General features: G+C 53.7%; 19 protein-coding genes. 5 read left to right on the top strand and 14 right to left on the bottom strand.

The window, feature by feature from the left end; translation table 11 throughout:
- Positions 1–11: 11 nt before the first annotated feature.
- The 5 genes from metW to AC1WNR_RS14895 all read right to left on the bottom strand — a co-directional run bounded on the left by metW (position 12) and on the right by AC1WNR_RS14895 (position 4,041).
- Positions 12–602, bottom strand: a complete 591-nt coding sequence (gene metW, locus AC1WNR_RS14915) for a methionine biosynthesis protein MetW (protein ID WP_481645284.1) — start codon at positions 600–602, stop codon at positions 12–14.
- Positions 592–1,752, bottom strand: coding sequence for a homoserine O-succinyltransferase MetX (gene metX / locus AC1WNR_RS14910; protein ID WP_481645283.1), 1,161 nt, complete (start codon positions 1,750–1,752; stop codon positions 592–594). Before metX ends, metW begins: the two co-directional genes overlap by 11 nt.
- A 98-nt stretch (positions 1,753–1,850) precedes the next feature.
- The gene (locus AC1WNR_RS14905; RefSeq protein WP_481645282.1) at positions 1,851–2,396 is read right to left on the bottom strand and encodes a YggT family protein; all 546 of its coding nucleotides are present in this window, start codon (positions 2,394–2,396) and stop codon (positions 1,851–1,853) included.
- 89 nt (positions 2,397–2,485) lie between these two features.
- Positions 2,486–3,313: a pyrroline-5-carboxylate reductase gene (gene proC, locus AC1WNR_RS14900; RefSeq protein WP_481645281.1), complete on the bottom strand. Its 828-nt coding sequence runs from the start codon at positions 3,311–3,313 to the stop codon at positions 2,486–2,488.
- An 11-nt stretch (positions 3,314–3,324) separates the two neighbouring features.
- A complete protein-coding gene (locus AC1WNR_RS14895; protein ID WP_481645280.1) occupies positions 3,325–4,041 on the bottom strand; it encodes a YggS family pyridoxal phosphate-dependent enzyme in 717 nt (238 codons plus the stop codon).
- Between the two features lie 81 nt (positions 4,042–4,122).
- On the opposite strand from AC1WNR_RS14895, the gene AC1WNR_RS14890 reads away from it, so the two are divergent.
- Positions 4,123–5,157, top strand: coding sequence for a type IV pilus twitching motility protein PilT (locus AC1WNR_RS14890; RefSeq protein ID WP_481645279.1), 1,035 nt, complete (start codon positions 4,123–4,125; stop codon positions 5,155–5,157).
- A gap of 15 nt (positions 5,158–5,172) precedes the next feature.
- The gene (locus AC1WNR_RS14885) at positions 5,173–6,336 is read left to right on the top strand and encodes a PilT/PilU family type 4a pilus ATPase (RefSeq protein ID WP_481645278.1); all 1,164 of its coding nucleotides are present in this window, start codon (positions 5,173–5,175) and stop codon (positions 6,334–6,336) included.
- A gap of 89 nt (positions 6,337–6,425) precedes the next feature.
- Here the strand turns inward: AC1WNR_RS14885 and AC1WNR_RS14880 are convergent, their stop codons facing one another.
- The 9 genes from AC1WNR_RS14880 to metK form a co-directional block, all read right to left on the bottom strand.
- A complete protein-coding gene (locus tag AC1WNR_RS14880; RefSeq protein ID WP_481645277.1) occupies positions 6,426–7,700 on the bottom strand; it encodes a dihydroorotase in 1,275 nt (424 codons plus the stop codon).
- Positions 7,690–8,742, bottom strand: a complete 1,053-nt coding sequence (locus AC1WNR_RS14875) for an aspartate carbamoyltransferase catalytic subunit (RefSeq protein ID WP_481645276.1) — start codon at positions 8,740–8,742, stop codon at positions 7,690–7,692. Before AC1WNR_RS14875 ends, AC1WNR_RS14880 begins: the two co-directional genes overlap by 11 nt.
- Before the next feature lie 16 nt (positions 8,743–8,758).
- Positions 8,759–9,292, bottom strand: a complete 534-nt coding sequence (gene pyrR / locus AC1WNR_RS14870; protein ID WP_481645275.1) for a bifunctional pyr operon transcriptional regulator/uracil phosphoribosyltransferase PyrR — start codon at positions 9,290–9,292, stop codon at positions 8,759–8,761.
- Complete coding sequence (ruvX, locus tag AC1WNR_RS14865; RefSeq protein WP_481645274.1) at positions 9,285–9,749, bottom strand: Holliday junction resolvase RuvX; 465 nt, start codon at positions 9,747–9,749, stop codon at positions 9,285–9,287. The genes pyrR and ruvX overlap by 8 nt, the downstream gene beginning before the upstream one ends.
- A 12-nt stretch (positions 9,750–9,761) precedes the next feature.
- Positions 9,762–10,331, bottom strand: a complete 570-nt coding sequence (locus tag AC1WNR_RS14860) for a YqgE/AlgH family protein (RefSeq protein ID WP_481645273.1) — start codon at positions 10,329–10,331, stop codon at positions 9,762–9,764.
- Positions 10,321–11,283: an energy transducer TonB gene (locus tag AC1WNR_RS14855; protein WP_481645272.1), complete on the bottom strand. Its 963-nt coding sequence runs from the start codon at positions 11,281–11,283 to the stop codon at positions 10,321–10,323. Before AC1WNR_RS14855 ends, AC1WNR_RS14860 begins: the two co-directional genes overlap by 11 nt.
- On the bottom strand, positions 11,280–12,230 hold the full coding sequence (gene gshB / locus AC1WNR_RS14850) for a glutathione synthase (protein WP_481645271.1): 951 nt from the start codon (positions 12,228–12,230) through the stop codon (positions 11,280–11,282). Before gshB ends, AC1WNR_RS14855 begins: the two co-directional genes overlap by 4 nt.
- Before the next feature lie 24 nt (positions 12,231–12,254).
- A complete protein-coding gene (locus AC1WNR_RS14845) occupies positions 12,255–12,986 on the bottom strand; it encodes a 16S rRNA (uracil(1498)-N(3))-methyltransferase (RefSeq protein WP_481645270.1) in 732 nt (243 codons plus the stop codon).
- Between the two features lie 243 nt (positions 12,987–13,229).
- Complete coding sequence (gene metK / locus AC1WNR_RS14840; protein ID WP_481645269.1) at positions 13,230–14,420, bottom strand: methionine adenosyltransferase; 1,191 nt, start codon at positions 14,418–14,420, stop codon at positions 13,230–13,232.
- 204 nt (positions 14,421–14,624) lie between these two features.
- Here metK and tkt point away from each other — a divergent pair, with 204 nt between their 5' ends.
- From tkt to AC1WNR_RS14825, 3 genes are all read left to right on the top strand, one after another.
- Entirely contained in the window at positions 14,625–16,619 is a 1,995-nt protein-coding gene (gene tkt, locus AC1WNR_RS14835; RefSeq protein WP_481645268.1) for a transketolase, read from the top strand.
- Between the two features lie 110 nt (positions 16,620–16,729).
- The gene (locus tag AC1WNR_RS14830) at positions 16,730–17,758 is read left to right on the top strand and encodes a type I glyceraldehyde-3-phosphate dehydrogenase (protein ID WP_481645267.1); all 1,029 of its coding nucleotides are present in this window, start codon (positions 16,730–16,732) and stop codon (positions 17,756–17,758) included.
- Between the two features lie 22 nt (positions 17,759–17,780).
- Positions 17,781–18,947: a phosphoglycerate kinase gene (locus AC1WNR_RS14825; protein ID WP_481645266.1), complete on the top strand. Its 1,167-nt coding sequence runs from the start codon at positions 17,781–17,783 to the stop codon at positions 18,945–18,947.
- The last annotated feature ends 38 nt before the right edge of the window (positions 18,948–18,985 follow it).

Here is an 18,985-nt window from a genome sequence, read left to right as displayed (position 1 = left end):
CTCCAGATAACTTAACGAGTGATGCGGTAGATCGCGATTTCACCGAGCATGTTCGGCCAGAGTGTGTTGCTCCAGCGTTCACGGTGCGCATGATCCACTACGGTTCGCTCGATGATTCGGATGTTGCGATCGATGCAGAGGCGCTCAAAGTCCTTGAAGGTGAAGAAGTGAATATTGGGCGTGTCGTACCACTCATAAGAGAGGAATTTCGACACCGGCATCTTCCCGCGCAGCGCGAGATAAAAACGGGCACGCCAGTGGGCAAAGTTAGGGAAGGTGACGATCCCCTCTTTGCCGATACGCAACATCTCTTCGACTGTCTTATCCGGGCGGTGCATCACCTGCAAGGCTTGCGTCATAACAACGGTGTCGAACGTGTTGTCTTTGATTGAGGCCAGCCCCTCGTCAATGTTCTTTTCGATTACGTTGACGCCGCGCGCGATACAGGCGGTGATATTGTCGGGGTCGATCTCCAATCCGAGTCCATTAATGCCCAAGCTTTGTTGCAGATCATGCAACAACTCGCCATCACCGCAGCCCAGATCGAGGACACGTGAGCCGGGTGTAAACCAGGGCTTGATAATCTCGAGATCAGCTCGCATGAGACACCTCCATATCACGCTCAACCCTCTGCATGTAAGCGGCAAAAACAGCGTCGTAGCGTGGGCTTGAGATTAGGAAGGCGTCATGACCGTAGTTCGATTCGATCTCGGCGTAACAGACGTCTTTGCCGGCCTCGACCAGTGCATCGGTAATATCACGAGAGCGCTCCGGAGAGAAGCGCCAGTCGGTGGTGAACGACGCAACAAGGAACCCACACTTCGCTTGTCCAAGCGCTTTTGCCAAATCATCCTCATACTCTGATGCGGGATCAAAGTAGTCGAGTGCCTTGGTCATCAAAAGGTAAGTGTTGGCGTCGAACGCGGTTGAGAAACGCTCGCCTTGGTAGCGTAGGTAGCTCTCTACTTCGAACTGAGTGTCATAGTCGAAGCTGAGCTTCTCCTGACGCATTTCACGCCCGAACTTGCTACCCATACCGTCATCAGAGAGATAGGTTATATGACCAATCATGCGGGCCAGCGATAATCCGGTTTTCGGAATAGCATCGTTGTCGAAGTATCGTCCGTTATTGAACTCAGGGTCTTTACTGATCGCCTGACGTGCAACTTCATTGAACGCGATATTCTGAGCCGTTAAGCGTGGACTGGAGGCGATAACCAGCGCATGTTTCAATCGATCGGGATAGTCGATCGCCCACTGCATCGCCTGCATGCCGCCCAGCGAACCACCGACTACGGCTGCCCAGCACTCAATGCCGAAGTGGTCGGCGAGGCGTGCCTGCGAGTTCACCCAGTCACGCACAGTGACGATGGGGAAGTCCGGGCCGTAGAGTTCACCCGTTTCAGGATTGGTGCTTGTTGGTCCGGTAGACCCGTGGCACCCGCCCAGGTTGTTCAGACAGATCACAAAGAACTTGTTGGTATCGATCGGTTTGCCCGGTCCGATATGCACATCCCACCAGCCAGGCTTCTTCTCATCCATTGAGTGATAACCCGCAGCATGATGGTGGCCAGACAGCGCGTGGCAGATCAATACAGCGTTACTCTTGGTACTGTTCAGTTCGCCATAGGTTTCGATGGTTAGGTCATAGCGCGGCAGTGTGCGACCCGAGCAGAGCTCTAGAGGCTGCTCAAAGGCGATCGACTGGGGCGCTACAATGCCAACGGAATTGGCTGGCAGGCTCTCGGGCATATGCCAAGTTCTCCAAAAACTGATGTGGGACTATTTGCCCCATTTGCCTGCCATTCTAACAGGCTAGTGGGGTAGGTACAGAGCGGTTAGAACGCTCTTTACATAACAAGCCTAGCTATTTGCGACTGGAGAATCTGAATCACGATAAAGATCAGAATTGGCGACAGATCCAATCCACCCAGCGGCGGAATCACTCGACGGGCCGTTGCGAATAGTGGCTCCGTGATCTGCAGAATTAGCTGTGGACCCGGGTGGTAGGAGTTGGGTGCAACCCATGAGAGAATTACCGCGCCGATAACCGCCCAGAAGTAGATGGTCAGGATGCTATCGAGCAGGCTAAACACTGAGAACAGTAGTGCCGCAGTGATACTTGGCAAGCCACCCTGAGTAATAAGCACAAGAAGGATTACGGTCGCTAATTTTATCAGTAGAGCAAGAACCAATGGGCCGGCGTCGAAGCGTTTGTAGCTGGGGATAAGCTTCTTCAGTGGCGCGAGTGGCACCGAGGTGAAGCGCACGATCGCCTGCGAAATCGGGTTGTAGTAGTCCGCGCCCGAGGCCTGCAAAATAAAGCGCAGGATAAATATAAAGGCAAATACTTCACCTAGGGTTCGAATGATCAAACTAATCGGATCGCCGGTCATGTTCGGTCCTATAAATCAAAAATTTACGTCAGTATAAAGTAAGTTCGGCGCGGTCCGAAACCCGCTTAGCTTGCTAGATCCGAAGGCATCTACTGCTCTTTACAGAGCATATCAGTCATCTCAACGGCGCGATCGCGACACGCGGTCATTGCTCTCTCTACCGTCTCACCGAGATTATCGCGCTCGAAACTTAAAATTGCCTGTTCGGTGGTGCCCCCAGGAGAGGTAACTCGGCGACGTAGTTCAGCAGGCTCAACGCCAGTCTGCTTGGCCATTTCTGCAGCACCGAGTGCGGTTTGCAGCGTAAGTTCACGAGCAGCATCTGCATCCATTCCAAGAGAGATACCCGCTTCAATCATCTTCTCCATCATGAGGAAGAAATAGGCAGGGCCGGAGCCAGAAACTGCAATGATCTGATCGATACCGGCCTCGCTATCACACCAGATAGTGATACCAACGGCACCCATAATGGTATTGGCGCTTTGTCGTTGCTCGGCCGAAACACGGGCGTTGGCAAAGAGACCGCAGGCTCCACGCTTCAGTAGTGATGGAGTATTTGGCATTGAGCGGATGACCGCCAGATCTCCTCCGGCCCAGCGCTCGAGTGCATCCGCATCGATGCCGGCAGCCACTGAGACGAGCAGAGGCTTGCGCGCTTGAATGGCTGGCGCGAGTGCTTCGAGGGTTTCGCGCATCATCTGTGGTTTTACGGAGATCATTACAATATCTGCTGCCGCGACTGCCGCGGCATTGTCCGAGGTTGTGTTTACCCCTTGGTCCGCTAAATCAGCCAGCAGATTAGCCTGGCGACGCGTTGCCCAGATAGAACCTGCGGGGTAACCATCACTGAGAAGACCTTCAAGGATGGCACGAGCCATGTTACCCGTGCCGATAAAAGCGATCGTTGGTTTCGTCACAATTGGTTACCTTAGAGTGAATTAGAGGAGCTATGCGAATTAGGATAGTTACGGGGGCCGAATAGCGCAGTGCCTACGCGTACAATGGTGGCACCTTCAGCGATAGCTGCATCTAAGTCGCCAGACATTCCCATTGAGAGCGTGTCGAGGGTTGGTATCTCTGGTTTAAGCTCTGCAAGTAGCTCAGCAGTCTCGCGGAAGCGGGTGCGCAGCAGTTGAATATCATCCGTTGCTTCTGGGATGACCATCAGTCCGCGCAGGCAAATTTTTGGCAGGGCTGCGACCGCACGTGCAAGCTGTGGTAGCTCAGCTACGCTACATCCTGCTTTCTGCTCCTCCGCACTAATATTGACCTGCAAACAGATATTCAGATCTTTTGCGTAGTGGGGTCGCTGTGAAGAGAGACGTTGGGCGATTTTTAGGCGATCGACACTGTGAACCCAGGCAAAATTTTCCGCAATCGGACGGGTTTTGTTGGACTGTATAGGCCCGATAAAGTGCCATTCCAGATCTAATTCGCTCAGCGCCTCTATTTTTTCCACCGCCTCTTGGAGATAGTTTTCCCCAAATGCTCTTTGGCCCGTTGCCGCTGCAGCCCTTACTTCATCTGCGCTGCGCGTCTTGCTGACGGCTAAAAGCTCGACTGATTCGGTAGTACGTCCGGCCTTGGCGCAATCATCTGCAATCTGTTGTCGAACAATTTCAAAACTCTCTGCTAAGCTTTTCATTGAGTATTTGGAAACCTTATCTATGTTACGCGTCGACGGATGGTGTCTGGCGCGTCACAACTATTCACGGGTAGTAGCTAAATGGATATTACAGAACTTTTGTCCTTCGCTGTACAGCAGGGCGCATCGGACCTGCATCTTACTGCCGGCATGCCCGCTTTGATTCGAGTCGACGGTGATGTTCGCCGTATCAAACTCCCCGCGATGGATCACAAACAGGTTCACACGCTGGTGTACGACATCATGAACGACAAGCAGCGTAAAGAGTACGAGGAGAATCTAGAAGTCGACTTCTCTTTCGAGGTACCCAAGCTCTCGCGTTTCCGTGTCAACGCCTTTAACCAGCACCGCGGTGCCGGTGCTGTTTTCCGTACCGTACCGAGTAAAGTTTTGACGCTTGATGACCTCGGGATGGGGCAGGTGTTTCGCGATCTCTCTGAGCAGCCTCGTGGTCTGGTCTTGGTAACTGGGCCAACAGGTTCCGGTAAGTCGACCACTCTGGCCGCAATGATTGATTACATCAACGATCTTAAGTCCGACCATATTCTGACGATTGAAGACCCGATCGAGTTTGTTCACGAGAGTAAGAAGTGTCTGATCAACCAGCGTGAAGTGCATCGTGACACACACAGTTTTGCTGCAGCATTGCGCTCGGCGCTGCGTGAAGACCCGGATGTCATCCTCGTGGGTGAGATGCGAGATCTCGAGACCATTCGTCTCGCTTTGACGGCAGCAGAAACGGGCCACTTGGTGTTCGGTACACTGCACACCACTTCTGCGGCTAAGACGATCGACCGTATCATCGACGTCTTCCCTGCTGCAGAGAAAGGGATGGTGCGCTCGATGCTTTCAGAATCGCTACAGGGAGTTATCTCGCAGACGCTGCTGAAGAAGTCGTCCGGTGGTCGTGTTGCGGCGCATGAGATTATGATTGGTACACCGGCGATCCGAAACCTTATCCGTGAAGATAAGGTGGCGCAGATGTACTCCGCAATTCAAACGGGTGCCTCTTACGGCATGAAAACACTAGATCAGTCACTGCTGGATCTAGTGAAGAAGGGCAACATTTCGCGTGACACCGCTCGTGTTATCGCAAAAGACCCTTCAATTTTCTAAGCAGGGAGATCCAGCATGGATTTTACGCAACTGTTAAAAGTGATGTCCGAGCGTGGCGGTTCGGATCTGTTTGTTACCGCCGGTGCCGCGCCATCAATTAAAGTAGACGGTACGATAAAGCCGCTGACGCGTGAGAAGCTTAATCCGGCACAAACCCGAGCGCTGGTTTATAGCACGATGAACGATAAGCAGTTGGCGGAGTTCGAGGGCACCAACGAGTGTAACTTTGCGCTGAGCGCACCGGGCATTGGTCGTTTCCGTGTCAGCGCCTTTGTGCAGCGTAACTCGCCAGGTATGGTACTGCGTTCGATCGCCAGCCATATCCCATCCATGGATGAGCTAAAACTGCCGCCCGTCTTGCGTGATCTCTCCATGACCAAACGCGGTCTGATTCTATTTGTTGGTGGTACATCAACCGGTAAGTCGACCTCACTCGCGTCGATGATCGACTACCGCAACGAGAACCATGCTGGTCATATCATTACGATTGAGGATCCGATTGAATATATCCACGATCACAAGAAGAGCATCATCATGCAACGTGAGGTGGGCTTGGATACGGAGTCCTTTGACGTTGCACTGAAGAACACACTGCGTCAGGCACCAGACGTTATTCTGATGGGCGAGATTCGCTCTGCTGAGACGATGAAATATGGCCTAGCATTTGCTGAGACCGGTCACCTTTGTTTGGCAACCCTGCACGCTAACAACGCTAACCAGGCCCTAGATCGCATCATCTCCTTCTTCCCTGCGGAGAACCATGATCAGGTTTGGATGGATCTGTCACTCAACCTTAAAGCGATCATCGCGCAGCAGTTGCTGCCGACAGTTGATGGCAAAGGACGTAGGGCGGCAATTGAAGTTCTGATTAATACCCCATTGATCCAGGATCTGATTCGCAAAGGTGCGGTGCACGAAATCAAGGACATCATTAAGAAGTCGACCAACCTGGGTATGCAGACCTTCGACCAAGCGCTATTTACGCTGTACCGCGATGGCATCATCACCTACGAGAGCGCACTAGCGCATGCCGACTCGGCCAACGACCTGCGTCTGATGATCAAGCTCAATGCCGATACCAACGAGCAGCTTGATTCTGATGATGTTCCATCCTTTACGCTTCAAGAGGAGGATGACAACATGAATATGAAGGGAAATATCGACGTTAAGGGGATGTAGTCCTCAGTATCCTGGGCGTCGGCTTTAGAGCCTACCTACCCGAGGTCCTCGAGTAGCCCGGCTCTCGAGCCGGGCTCTTTGTTCGTAGACTAGAGACGGAAAACTGGCGTGCCGCCCAGAAGTGTCAGCGTAACCCGCCCTTTCAGTTCAAGCGCTTTGAATGGCGTGTTCTTGCCCTTGGAGCGAAGCTGATCAGCAGTTGGCGACCAGCGAAGTTCAGGGTCAAAAATTGCGATATCCGCAGCGCTTCCAACTTCGAGGGTGCCCGCCTCGATACCGAGGATCTGTGCTGGATTCTTGGAGAGCCTTTCAATCAGTTGAGGGAGCTCCAGCCAACCCTCTTCCACCATTAGCAGAGATAGGGGTAGAAGCGTCTCGAGGCTTGAGATGCCGATCTCCGTTGCAGCGAAAGGTGCCTCTTTGGCGATCTCATCCTGCGGCTGGTGGTCAGAGCAGATCGCTGTGATAGTGCCGGTAACTAGTCCATTACGCAGGGCATCGCGATCGGCAACCGAGCGGAATGGTGGATTAACGTGGAACATCGAGTCGAAACCGTCGACCTGCTCGTCGGTCAGTAGAAGCTGATGTGCCGACACATCGGCTGTGACTGGCAGGCCTTGGAGGCGTGCCTCTTCAATTAGTTTAACTGAGCCAGCACAAGATAGCTGACCGAAGTGAGCCCTTACACCGGTCTCTTCGACCAATAGCAGACAGCGTGAAACTTCAATCGTTTCGGCAGCCGCTGGGATACCAATTAAGCCGAGTCGAGTCGCGGTTGAACCGTCGTGCATACAGCCGCTTCCGACCAGCGATCGATCTTCGGCCTGGAAAACCACCAGCAGATCGTGAGTAGCGGCGTACTCTAACGCGCGCATCAGCACCATAGAGCTCGTAATGGGCTGGCGCGCGTTACTAAATCCTATACAGCCTGAGGTAGCCAGCGCGTGCATAGGTGCTAGTTGTTGACCCTCAAGGCCTTTTGTTAGCGCACCGAGCGGCAGTACGCGAGCAAAGCCTGAATCCTGAGCGCGGTCCTGTATCAGCTCTGCGACTGCTGTGGTATCGACCACCGGAATGGTCGTAGGTGGCGTAACGAGTGTTGTTATACCCCCGGCTGCTGCAGCGGCCGTCTCACTAGCGATAGTACCGCGCTGAGTCTGTCCAGGTTCACCGAGTTGTGCACAGAGATCAATAAAACCGGGCGCAACAATCTGCCCACTGGCATCGATAACCTCCTCTGCAACGAAGCCCTCGGGCTCGTCTCCAAGAGCAAGGATAGCGCCAGCATCGATATAGATATCAGTAACCTGATCCAGATTCTGTGCCGGATCGATTACACGCCCGCCCGCAATCTTAAGCTTCATTTGCTGCTCCTTGTTCTGCTCCTTGTTCTGCTGCGGCTGCTGCTTCGGCGTCTGCGCGTGCCTGACGCTCGGCCTGTTGTCCGCTCATCGCCATCGACATCACCGCCATACGCACTGCGATTCCGTTGGTCACCTGATCAAGAATCACCGAGCGTTTACCATCGGCAACGGCGGATGAGATCTCGACACCGCGGTTGATCGGACCCGGGTGCATCACAATCGCTTCGGGGTGTGCATAAGCGAGGCGATCATCGGTAATGCCATAGAGTTTGAAGTACTCAGACTCGCTCGGTAGTAGCGCTGAGGTCATGCGCTCGCGTTGTAGGCGAAGCGTCATCACCACGTCGACGTCGCGCAGCCCCTCGGTCAGATCCTGATAGACCTTTACACCGAAGTTTTCGACATCTCTCGGCAGGAGAGTGCGTGGTGCTATCACACGCACCTCAGCAACTCCCAGGGTGCGCAGCGCATGCAGTTGTGAGCGGGCGACACGCGAGTGCAGCACATCACCAACCACCGCAATTCGCAGTTGAGTGAAGTCGCCTTTGTGACGACGAATTGTCAGCATATCTAGCATCGCCTGGGTCGGGTGCGCATGGCGTCCATCACCGGCGTTGATAATTGCAACTCCTGGCGTTACTTCGCTGGCAATGAAGTGCGCCGCACCACTATCGGAGTGGCGCACAACAAACATATCGGACTGCATCGCCGCGAGTGTCATCAAGGTATCTTTGAGGGTCTCACCCTTTTTCGTTGATGAGGTGGCGATGTTCAGATTGAGCACGTCGGCAGAGAGGCGCTTGGCAGCCAGTTCGAAAGTTGACAGGGTACGTGTGCTGTTCTCGAAGAAGAGGTTGGCAACGGTACGTCCGCGTAGTAGCGGCACCTTTTTGACCTGTTGCGCGCCCATGTCGACGAATGAGTCAGCCGTATCGAGAATCTCGGTCAACAGCTCCCGAGGCAGGCCCTCAGTCGTAATAAAGTGTTTTAGCTGCCCAGACTCGGTGAGCTGTACTCGGTAGGGGTGTTTAGTCTCGAACATCGTTAAGCCTCAACAATTATCCGCGCTGACCGAGAGTCAGGCTTAGGGGTTCTGGGCCGTTCAGTTTTACCTGTTCGCCCGGGGCTAAGTTAAGTTCACCGCCGGTTACGTCTGCTTGGATCGGTAACTCCCGGCCATTCACGTCTAGCAGTGTGATCAGGCTGACCGAGTTGGGGCGTCCAAAATCGAACAGCTCGTTCATGGCTGCTCGAATGGTGCGGCCCGTCATCAGGACATCGTCCACGAGCAGAATGTCTCGATCTTCCGTGGGCTGGGGCAGCATAGACGCACCGACCTTCGGGTTGAGGCCCAATCGGGTAAAGTCATCGCGGTAAAAGGAGATATCCAATACACCAACCGGCTCGTTCGAGCCGAGGAATTTAGCCAGGCGCTCGGCCAGCCAGACTCCACCGGAGCGAATACCGATTAGGTAGGGCGCCTCAATCTTACGCTCGCTGATCAGGGCCTGTGTATCGCGACAGAGTTTTTCTAGTAGCCTCTCTGCATTAAGTTCGGCGCTGAGTTCGGTATTCTGCGTCCCGTTAGTCATAGATATCCTCGAGTCGGGTGTGACTTGGAATTAGGTTGTCCTGGGCGAACCAGGCCTCAAGCATTAATTGTGCAGCTAGCCCATCGACAGACTCTGCCCCAAAATCGCGGCCGCCACCACGTGCGACGTGTATCTCTTTAGCTTCGAATGAGGTGAGTCGCTCATCGTAGAGAAAACATGGAATCTTAGCGCGCTCGTGGATTCGGTTGGCGAATTTACGCGCGCGACGGGCCATCTCACTGACAGTGCCATCCATATTCAGCGGCAGGCCGACGACGATCGCTTGAGGCTGCCACTCGGCCAGTGTTTTATCGATAAGTGACCAGTCCGGCACCCCATCTCGGGCTGCAATAGGTTGCAGTGGTTGGGCGGTTGCAGTAACAGTTTGGCCATAGGCTAGGCCGATGCGGCGCAAGCCAAAATCGAATCCCAGTGCGCTAGCAAATTGCTCTGACATCGATCGCCTTGTCTATGCGTGTCCGGCTTGGTCGGACAGGAGGTTGATATCGATCCCTAGTTGGGCAGCGGCTGCAGTGAGCCGCCCCTCGGGGGCTGTTCGAAAGAGTATATCGAAATTTGACGGACAGCTTAACCAAAGGTTGCGACTGAACTCATCCTCAAGCTGGCCTGCGTCCCATCCTGCGTAACCTAGAACCATCAAGTAGTCCGTTGGACCACCGCCATTGGCGATAGCTTCAAGCACATCCAGAGAGGTTGTTAGCTGCAGGCCTTCGCTCAGATCCAGCATCGATTTCCAGCGGTGTTGGCTTTTACTGTGCAGCAAAAAACCACGATCGCCGCTGACCGGACCACCGGTATAAACGGGTATCTCTTCAAGTTCAGGCCGGGTGCTTAATTCGAGTTGATCAAAGACTTCAGCTAGATCCATCTCGGAGGGCTTGTTAATCACCAAGCCCATCGCGCCTGCGTCTGAGTGCTCGCAGAGGTAGATCAGGCTGCTGCTGAAAAAGTCGCTATCCAGTTGTGGCATTGAAAAGATGAACTGGTGCTTCAGTTGGCTGCTCAGATCAGTAGACATGGGTTCCCTTCTCGAACTTCCAGGTTCGGATGATCTCGAGTAGGTCCATCCGCTCGCGCATCTCTAACGGGAAGGGCTGAAACGGGGCCGCTAGCTGCACGATTCGAATGGCGGCATCGTCGAGTGTTGGGTGGCCGGAGTTTTTCAGAATATCGACCTCCTGCACGCTGCCGTCAGGGCGAATGCTAACGAGCATCCGTAGGCTACCATGAATTGAGTTTGCGCGCGCCTCTTCAGGGTAGTTGAGGTTGCCCAGCGTCTCGATACGTTGGCGCCAGGTATCAAGATAGTCGGCATCTTCATGCGCTAAGGTTGAAGCGGAGGTAACGCGAGTGACTTTAGGCCGCTTCGCCATCTTCTCCTGCTCTAGCATCAGTTTTGCCTGCAGGTTAGCAATCTCCATACTGCGCGCAATTACAGAGGTTGAGGTGCCGGCCAATGGCGGGGGAGCGCTTTTCGCCTCGCGCAGCTCTTCGGAGGTCGCTTTGCGTCTCGAATCATTAAGAGTGGTCAGTAGATCACGCAAGCCGAGTGGCTGGTCGGTTTCGTTCAGTACATCCTCTGCCAGTTGTTGGCTATTGCTCTCAATCGGTTGAAACTCCGCAGGTGTACTAATCACTTGGGCCGCCATTGCGGATTGGAGTTGAGCCTGTTCGCTGTCAAAAATCGCGCGTTCTTGGGTGGAGGGCTGATGCTTCTCCACCGACTCCCCTGAGCCTTGCTGATTCGTTTGCGCTAGGTAGTCGGCATTCTCAGGCGCGTTTTTGTCATCAAAGCGCGCGAGGGTAACTTCAAGAGTTTGAGCGGGCTTAGTGGGGTCGGGCAGACCGAAATTGAGGGCAAGAATCAGCAGAGCGTGCAGAACCAGTGCGAGGATCAGCATAAATCTGAAACGCTCGCTGCTCTCCAGATACCAAGTCTGGTTGAATTCTGTCTCTGCCTGAGCAATCACGCCGTAAGTTTCGCCTCAATTACATCCATCAATTGCATGCTGATATCCAGCCCGAACTGGTTATCGAGTTCGCGGATACAGGTTGGGCTAGTTACATTAATCTCGGTAAGGTAGTCACCGATCACATCCAACCCAACAAACAGTAGTCCCTGCTCTTTCAGTTTAGGGCCAACCTGCGCTGCTATCCAACGATCACGCTCGGTCAACGGACGTCCCTCACCTCGGCCACCGGCCGCGAGGTTTCCGCGGGTCTCGCCCTGGCTTGGGATGCGGGCCAAAGCGTAAGGTACAGGCTCGCCGTCAATCATTAGGATTCGCTTGTCACCGTCAACAATTTCGGGGATGTAACGCTGCGCCATAATGGTCTGCTGCCCGAACCGCGTCAGCGTTTCCAAGATAACGCCCAGGTTCAAGCCTGCTTGATCGACACGGTAGATAGAACTACCACCCATGCCATCGAGCGGTTTGAAGATCACATCTTTGTGTTCGGCGTGGAACGCACGAAGGCGCTCCATTGAACGGCTGACCAGCACGGGAGGGCAGCACTGGGGGTAGTGGGTCGCGAAGAGCTTTTCGTTGTAGTCACGCAGTCCCTGAGTTCGGTTAACGATCAGCGTGCCTGCTGCTTCAGCAATGGCGAGGAGCTGTGTTGTATACAGGAACTCGTTATCAAACGGCGGATCCTTGCGCATTAGAACCACATCAAGATCGGTCAGTGGCCTGTCAGAGTAGTCCCCGCGCTCGAACCAGCGTTGTGGATCCATCGCCACTGTGATTGGAGCCATACGTGCCGAGACAACACCATCACGGCTGTAGAGATCGCTCTGCTCAAAATAGAACAGCTCCCAACCTTTGCGCTGAGCAGCCCAAAGCATCGCAAGCGAGCTATCTTTTTTGAAGTTGATGGTGTCGATTGGGTCCATCAATATGCCGAGTTTGATGCTCATTTCAGATCCTTGTAGTGAGGGCGACTAACTGAAGTCACCCCAAAGATAATGTAATACCGCTGCAGCGGCTACCGGTGCTGTTTCTGTGCGCAGCACACGCGGACCGAGTAGCCAAGGGTGAAAGCCTGCTGCAATTGCGTGCTCCACCTCACTATCCTCTAGACCACCCTCAGGACCGATCAGCAGCGCAACTGAGCTCGGCCGGTCCAACTCACCCAATACAAGCGGTTCGGTGTGGGGACTAAGAACCAGTTTCAGCTCGGCTTCACACCGCTGCAGCCAGTCATTCAGCGACTCAGGTTCAGTAATATTGGGTAGCACTGCGCGATAACTCTGCTCACAGGCACTGATCGCAACCTGCTGCCAATGCTTTGTGCGCTTAGCTTGACGTTCTGCATTCAAACGAACCTCAGAGCGCTCTGTAAAGAGCGGTGTGATCTCACACACACCCAGTTCGGTCGCCTTCTGAATAGCAAAATCCATCCGCTCCCCACGTGACAGCCCCTGTCCGATGTGAATACGCAGAGGTGACTCGTTCGTGCGCGTCTCAGCAGATTCGATTACCACTGACGAACGACGCTTCTCTACCTCAGTCAGCTTCGCCAGGTAGTCGCTGCCATCGCCATTGAACAGCACTAACTGCTGTTCAACCCGCATGCGCAGTACCTTAACCAGGTGGTTATGCACCTCGTCAGACAGCGCAAGCTCAGCTCCGACCGCAAGTTCAGCATCAATGTAAGCGCGAGGAATCCGCATGATTTTCCCGTTCAGAATTAACGGTGTAAGTATGACATAGCCTTGGGCCGGAACGAATCTCTTTGCGGACCTCAAGGATGAGAGTTGGAGGGGTTGGGAGGGAAGCGATGAAATTTTGGAGGCGATGCCGTCGGTTGCTTTCTAAGGGTCTTGGCAGCAAGGATGCTGCCACGAAGCCTCCATGGACGGATTTACGGCGTCCCTGAGAAAGTAACCGGCGGTAGCGCTAGTTCAAACTGCGTATCAAAGACCAGCGGCTGATTTAAGCGCATCAGCCTTGTCAGTCTTCTCCCATGGAAAAGCGGTGAAGGTGTCATTACCCACAGTCATCTCGAAGGGGTTACGCCCGAAGTGTCCGTAGGCTGCGGTCTGACGGTACATTGGGTGCAGCAGGTCGAGCATATTGGTGATCGCGTATGGGCGCAGATCGAAGTGCTCACGCACTAATTCAATGATCTTCTCATCGGATACTTTGCCCGTACCGAAGGTGTTGATAGAGACTGAGGTTGGCTCAGCGACACCAATTGCGTAAGAGACTTGAATCTCAACGCGGTCAGCCAAGCCGGCGGCAACGATGTTCTTCGCTACATAACGGCCCGCGTAAGCTGCTGAGCGGTCAACTTTCGAAGGATCTTTACCGGAGAACGCACCACCACCATGACGTGCCATACCGCCGTAGGTATCGACGATGATTTTACGGCCTGTAAGACCACAGTCACCAACAGGTCCACCGATCACGAACTTGCCAGTAGGGTTGATGTGGTATTTGGTGCCGGCGTGCAGCAGTTCAGGCGGCAACACTTTTTTGATAATCAGATCTTCAACAGCATGACGCAGGTCTTCTTGCGATACTTCTGGGTTGTGCTGGGTCGAAAGCACGACTGCATCGATTGCGACAGGCTTACCGTTCTCGTAACGGCAGGTTACCTGAGATTTTGCATCTGGACGCAGCCATGGCAGTAGACCTGATTTACGTGCTTCAGCCTGACGCTCTACCAGACGGTGTGCGTAGGTGATCGGCGCTGGCATCAGTACTTCAGTCTCGTTAGAGGCGTAACCGAACATCAGGCCCTGGTCACCTGCGCCCTGATCTTCAGGTTTAGAGCGATCAACGCCCTGCGCAATATCGACAGACTGCTTCCCGATGATGTTGATCACACCACAGGTATCGCCGTCGTAGCCAACATCAGACGAGGTGTAACCGATATCGTTGATAACGCCACGTACCAGGTCTTCTAGGTCGATCCACGAGCTAGTAGTGATCTCGCCAGAGACAATAGCAACACCGGTTTTAACCATGGTTTCACAAGCGACACGTGCGTATTTGTCCTCAGCGATAATCGCGTCAAGAACCGCGTCAGAGATCTGGTCGGCGATCTTGTCTGGGTGGCCTTCAGAAACTGATTCAGAGGTGAAAATGCTGTATTCGCTCATGGCTGGTTTCGTCCTTAAGAATATTTGCTAGGCGCTATTGTACGCAGCCCGTCAGCAGAGGCTAGGCAGAAAGTCGTAAATGTGCTGAAAAATATTAGACCTTCACATGAAAAGCGCTAATTTTCGGGCATCTTTGTTTGAACCTTTGCGTCAACTAAGGGAAAATTAGCGCCTTAAAATTGTACGTCGACAGGAGTAAGTCAGATGTCCTCACGTCGTGAGCTCGCAAACGCAATTCGTGCCCTCAGCATGGACGCAGTTCAGAAGGCTAAATCGGGTCACCCAGGTGCGCCTATGGGTATGGCAGACATTGCCGAAGTTCTGTGGAACGACTTCCTCAAGCACAACCCGAGCAATCCGCACTGGTTTGATCGCGACCGCTTCGTGCTGTCCAACGGTCACGGCTCTATGCTGATCTACTCATTGTTGCACCTGAGTGGTTATGACGTTAGCGCTGAAGATCTGTCGAACTTCCGTCAACTGCACTCCAAGACTGCAGGCCACCCTGAGTACGGTTACTGCCCAGGCGTTGAGACAACCACCGGACCGCTGGGTCAGGGTATCACCAATGCTGTGGGTTTCGCTCTGGCTGAGAAGACTCTGGCGGGTCAGTTTAACCGCGAAGGCCACGAGATCATCGATCACTACACCTATGCGTTCATGGGCGATGGCTGTTTGATGGAAGGTATCTCTCACGAGGCTTGCTCACTGGCAGGTACACTGGGCCTGGGTAAACTGATCGCCTTCTGGGATGACAACGGCATCTCTATCGACGGTGAAGTTGAAGGTTGGTTCAGCGACGATACTCCAGCGCGCTTTGAAGCATACGGTTGGCAGGTGATCCGTGGTGTTGATGGCCACAACCCCGATCAGATCCGCGATGCCATCGAAGCGGCACGCTCAAACGAAGATCAGCCGACACTGATCTGCTGTAAAACAATTATCGGTTTTGGCTCACCTAACAAGCAGGGCAAAGAAGATTGTCACGGTGCACCACTCGGTGACGATGAGATCGCTCTGGTACGCAAAGAACTTGATTGGCCGCACGCTCCATTTGAGATCCCAGCTGAGATCGCGGAGGGTTGGGATGCACGTACTAAAGGCAGCCAGGCTGAGAACGAGTGGAACGAGGAGCTCGCAGTTTACACTGAGGCCTACCCAGAGCTGGCCGCAGAACTCTTGCGCCGTCTGGCCGGAGACCTTCCTACTGACTTCGCTGAAAAGGCTGATAAGTGGATTGCTGAAGTTGCGGCGGCGGGTGACACAATCGCGTCACGTAAAGCTTCACAGAACGCCATCAACTCGCTGGGCCCAATTCTTCCTGAACTACTTGGTGGCTCGGCTGATTTGGCAGGCTCTAACCTTACAATGTGGAAAGGTTCTGACCCAATTCGTGCGAACAACGCGGGCGGTAACTACGTTAACTACGGTGTGCGTGAGTTTGCGATGCACGCAATCATGAACGGTATTGCGCTGCATGGCGGCTTTATCCCGTACGGCGGTACCTTCCTGATCTTTATGGAGTATGCGCGCAACGCCGTTCGTATGGCTGCCCTGATGAAGCAGCGCGCGATCTACGTCTACACTCACGACTCTATCGGCCTCGGTGAAGATGGACCTACCCACCAGCCTGTTGAGCAGATGGCGAGCTTGCGCTACACGCCAAACATGGAGACTTGGCGCCCTTGTGATGCGGTTGAGTCTGCAGTTGCTTGGCGTCAGGCAGTAGAGCGTACTGATGGCCCAAGTGCACTGATATTCTCGCGTCAGAACCTTGCGCACCAGGGCCGCGATAAAGCGCAGATTGCTGCGATCGCCAAAGGTGGCTACGTACTTAAAGACAGCACAGGCACACCTGATCTGATCCTGATTGCGACCGGTTCTGAAGTGGATCTGGCGATGCAGTCTGCTGCAGCACTGGAAGCCGAAGGCAAAGCGGTACGCGTTGTCTCTATGCCTTCGACTGAGCGTTTTGATGCACAGTCTGCTGAGTACAAAGAGACAGTACTGCCAGCAGCTGTAACAGCGCGTGTGGCCATTGAAGCCGGCCAGGCCGACTTCTGGTACAAGTATGTCGGTCTTAATGGTGCTATTGTCGGTATGACTAGCTTTGGTGAGTCTGCACCTGCTGGCGCACTGTTTGAGCACTTTGGCTTTACCGTAGATAATGTCAAAGCTCAGGCCTTAGCACTGGTTTAAAGCTGGTTTAACACTAGCGTTCCTGCTACAAAAGGTGCCCCGATATCAGTCGGGGCATTTTCGTTTTAGCACAGGGCCTCGATTACGTTTGGCAAACATTAGGGTTAGGGATGAGTTACAGAGTCGCGATTAACGGATACGGACGTATTGGTCAGGCGGTGTTACGAGCTATCTACGAGCGAGGTCTTGAGCACCAGCTGGTACCGGTTGCGATCAATGAGCTCTCCGATATCGATACCGTCTCCTACCTGACCCGTTACGATACCACCCACGGTCGGTTTCCACGGTCTGTTCGCGTTGAAAAGCCCAACCTTATTGTAGATGAACAGCCTATCCGGGTTTTGCGAGAAGAGCAGGTAGATTCGCTGCCTTGGAGCGAGCTGAATGTGGACCTTCTGTTTGAGTGTTCCGGCTCTTTTAGCGATCGTGAGACCGCAGAACGGCACTTGAGTTCGGGGGCCAAACGTCTGCTATTCTCCCAGCCTGCCCGCTCGGATGTAGATGCAACGATTATTGCCGGCCTCAATCAGACCGAATTGATGGCCGAGCATAAGATCGTCTCTGCAGCTTCGTGCACCACCAATGCGATTATCCCGGTTCTATCGCTTCTGCACGAGGCCTTCGGTATTGAGCAGGGACTAACCACGACTGTACATTCGGCGATGAATGATCAGCCGGTTATCGATGCATACCATCACACCGATTTGCGCCTGACTCGGAGTGCGCTGCAGTCAATAATTCCAGTGGATACCAGCCTTGATAAAGGTATCGATCGGCTGCTTCCAGAGCTCTCCGGGCGTTTCAAGTGTCTGCACCTGCGCGTACCAACCATCAATGTATCGCTTATGGATATGTCGATCACGCTTAGCCGCGAAACGACCGAAGCCGAGGTTAATGAACTTTTGCAACAGGCTTCTCAAGGTGCTCTCAAAGGTTATCTTGGCTACACCGAGGAGCCTCACGCCTCTGTCGATTTTAACCGCGACCGTCACTCCTCGGTCATTGACGCTACGCAGACTCGTGTTTCTGGCGGCAAGTTGCTCAAAGTGATCTGCTGGTTCGACAACGAGTGGGGGTTTGCTAATCGCATGCTCGATGTCGCAGAACGCTGGCTTGAGCTCCAACCTAATTCGAAATAACAACTCTTAATTTGGAGAAATAATGAACGTACGTCTGATGAAAGATCAGGATCTGAGCGCTAAACGTGTACTGATCCGTGAAGATCTTAACGTGCCCGTTAAAGATGGCAAAGTGACCTCCGATGCTCGCATCCAGGCTTCACTGCCAACTATCAAGCTGGCGCTCGAGAGGGGCGCTGCAGTCATGCTCATGTCTCACCTCGGGCGTCCAACTGAAGGTGAATACGAAGAGCAGTATTCACTGGCTCCAGTTGCTGCGCACCTGAGTAGGTTGTTGGGTGCTGAAGTCCAGCTGATCAAAGATTGGGTCGATGGTGGCTTTGAAGTGGCTGCTGGCGAAGTCATGCTGCTGGAGAACGTGCGCTTCAATACTGGTGAGAAGAAGGATAACGAAGAACTGTCTCGCAAAATGGCGGCACTCTGCGACGTCTACGTCATGGATGCGTTCGGCACAGCGCACCGCGCTCAAGCATCAACGCACGGTGTCGCCCGCTTTGCACCGATTGCATGCGCGGGTCCTCTATTGGCGAACGAACTGGAAGCCCTGGGTAAAGCGCTGGATAAGCCAGCCCGACCACTGGCAGCGATAGTCGGTGGCTCAAAAGTCTCCACCAAGCTTGAAGTGCTGAACTCGCTCTCAGATAAGTGTGATCAGCTGATTGTCGGTGGCGGTATCGCCAATACCTTCCTAGCTGCTGCCGGTAAACCGGTGGGTAAGTCGCTTTACGAGGCGGACCTTGTCGATACCGCCAAAGCGCTGATGGCCAAGTGTGAAATCCCAATTCCAACGGATGTAGTTGTGGCCACGGCCTTTGCTGAGGATGCCGAAGCGGTGGTTAAGTCTGCTGACGATGTGACCGAGGATGAGATGATTCTGGATATTGGTCCTGAATCCGCCGCGAAGTTGGCAACTATCTTGCAGAGTGCAGGCACGATCATCTGGAACGGCCCTGTAGGTGTATTCGAATTTGATCAGTTTGGCGAAGGGACGAAGACACTGTCGATGGCAATTGCTCAGTCGAGTGCATTCTCTATTGCCGGTGGCGGTGATACTTTGGCAGCAGTAGACAAGTATTCTATTGCAGATGATGTATCATACATCTCGACCGGTGGTGGTGCTTTCCTCGAGTTTGTTGAGGGTAAAGAGCTGCCCGCAGTAGCGATGCTGCGTTCTCGGTTCGATAACTAATCAGAAGAGCTGAGTAGCGACCATCTGCTCAGCCAATT

It is taken from the genome of Marinobacterium marisflavi, assembly GCF_982447095.1.
Note: the sequence above shows the minus strand (reverse complement) of the source record. Positions and strands in the feature narration are given on the sequence as shown.

Excerpts from the sequence above, each read along its gene's own strand:
- tkt (WP_481645268.1), top strand. The coding sequence starts at position 14,625 with ATGTCCTCACGTCGTGAGCTCGCAAACGCAATTCGTGCCCTCAGCATG.
- metW (WP_481645284.1), bottom strand. The coding sequence starts at position 602 with ATGCGAGCTGATCTCGAGATTATCAAGCCCTGGTTTACACCCGGCTCA.
- metX (WP_481645283.1), bottom strand. The coding sequence starts at position 1,752 with ATGCCCGAGAGCCTGCCAGCCAATTCCGTTGGCATTGTAGCGCCCCAG.
- AC1WNR_RS14905 (WP_481645282.1), bottom strand. The coding sequence starts at position 2,396 with ATGACCGGCGATCCGATTAGTTTGATCATTCGAACCCTAGGTGAAGTA.
- AC1WNR_RS14875 (WP_481645276.1), bottom strand. The coding sequence starts at position 8,742 with ATGTTCGAGACTAAACACCCCTACCGAGTACAGCTCACCGAGTCTGGG.
- gshB (WP_481645271.1), bottom strand. The coding sequence starts at position 12,230 with ATGAGCATCAAACTCGGCATATTGATGGACCCAATCGACACCATCAAC.
- AC1WNR_RS14880 (WP_481645277.1), bottom strand. The coding sequence starts at position 7,700 with ATGAAGCTTAAGATTGCGGGCGGGCGTGTAATCGATCCGGCACAGAAT.
- metK (WP_481645269.1), bottom strand. The coding sequence starts at position 14,420 with ATGAGCGAATACAGCATTTTCACCTCTGAATCAGTTTCTGAAGGCCAC.
- AC1WNR_RS14845 (WP_481645270.1), bottom strand. The coding sequence starts at position 12,986 with ATGCGGATTCCTCGCGCTTACATTGATGCTGAACTTGCGGTCGGAGCT.
- pyrR (WP_481645275.1), bottom strand. The coding sequence starts at position 9,292 with ATGACTAACGGGACGCAGAATACCGAACTCAGCGCCGAACTTAATGCA.
- AC1WNR_RS14890 (WP_481645279.1), top strand. The coding sequence starts at position 4,123 with ATGGATATTACAGAACTTTTGTCCTTCGCTGTACAGCAGGGCGCATCG.
- AC1WNR_RS14825 (WP_481645266.1), top strand. The coding sequence starts at position 17,781 with ATGAACGTACGTCTGATGAAAGATCAGGATCTGAGCGCTAAACGTGTA.
- ruvX (WP_481645274.1), bottom strand. The coding sequence starts at position 9,749 with ATGTCAGAGCAATTTGCTAGCGCACTGGGATTCGATTTTGGCTTGCGC.
- AC1WNR_RS14885 (WP_481645278.1), top strand. The coding sequence starts at position 5,173 with ATGGATTTTACGCAACTGTTAAAAGTGATGTCCGAGCGTGGCGGTTCG.
- AC1WNR_RS14830 (WP_481645267.1), top strand. The coding sequence starts at position 16,730 with ATGAGTTACAGAGTCGCGATTAACGGATACGGACGTATTGGTCAGGCG.
- AC1WNR_RS14895 (WP_481645280.1), bottom strand. The coding sequence starts at position 4,041 with ATGAAAAGCTTAGCAGAGAGTTTTGAAATTGTTCGACAACAGATTGCA.
- AC1WNR_RS14860 (WP_481645273.1), bottom strand. The coding sequence starts at position 10,331 with ATGTCTACTGATCTGAGCAGCCAACTGAAGCACCAGTTCATCTTTTCA.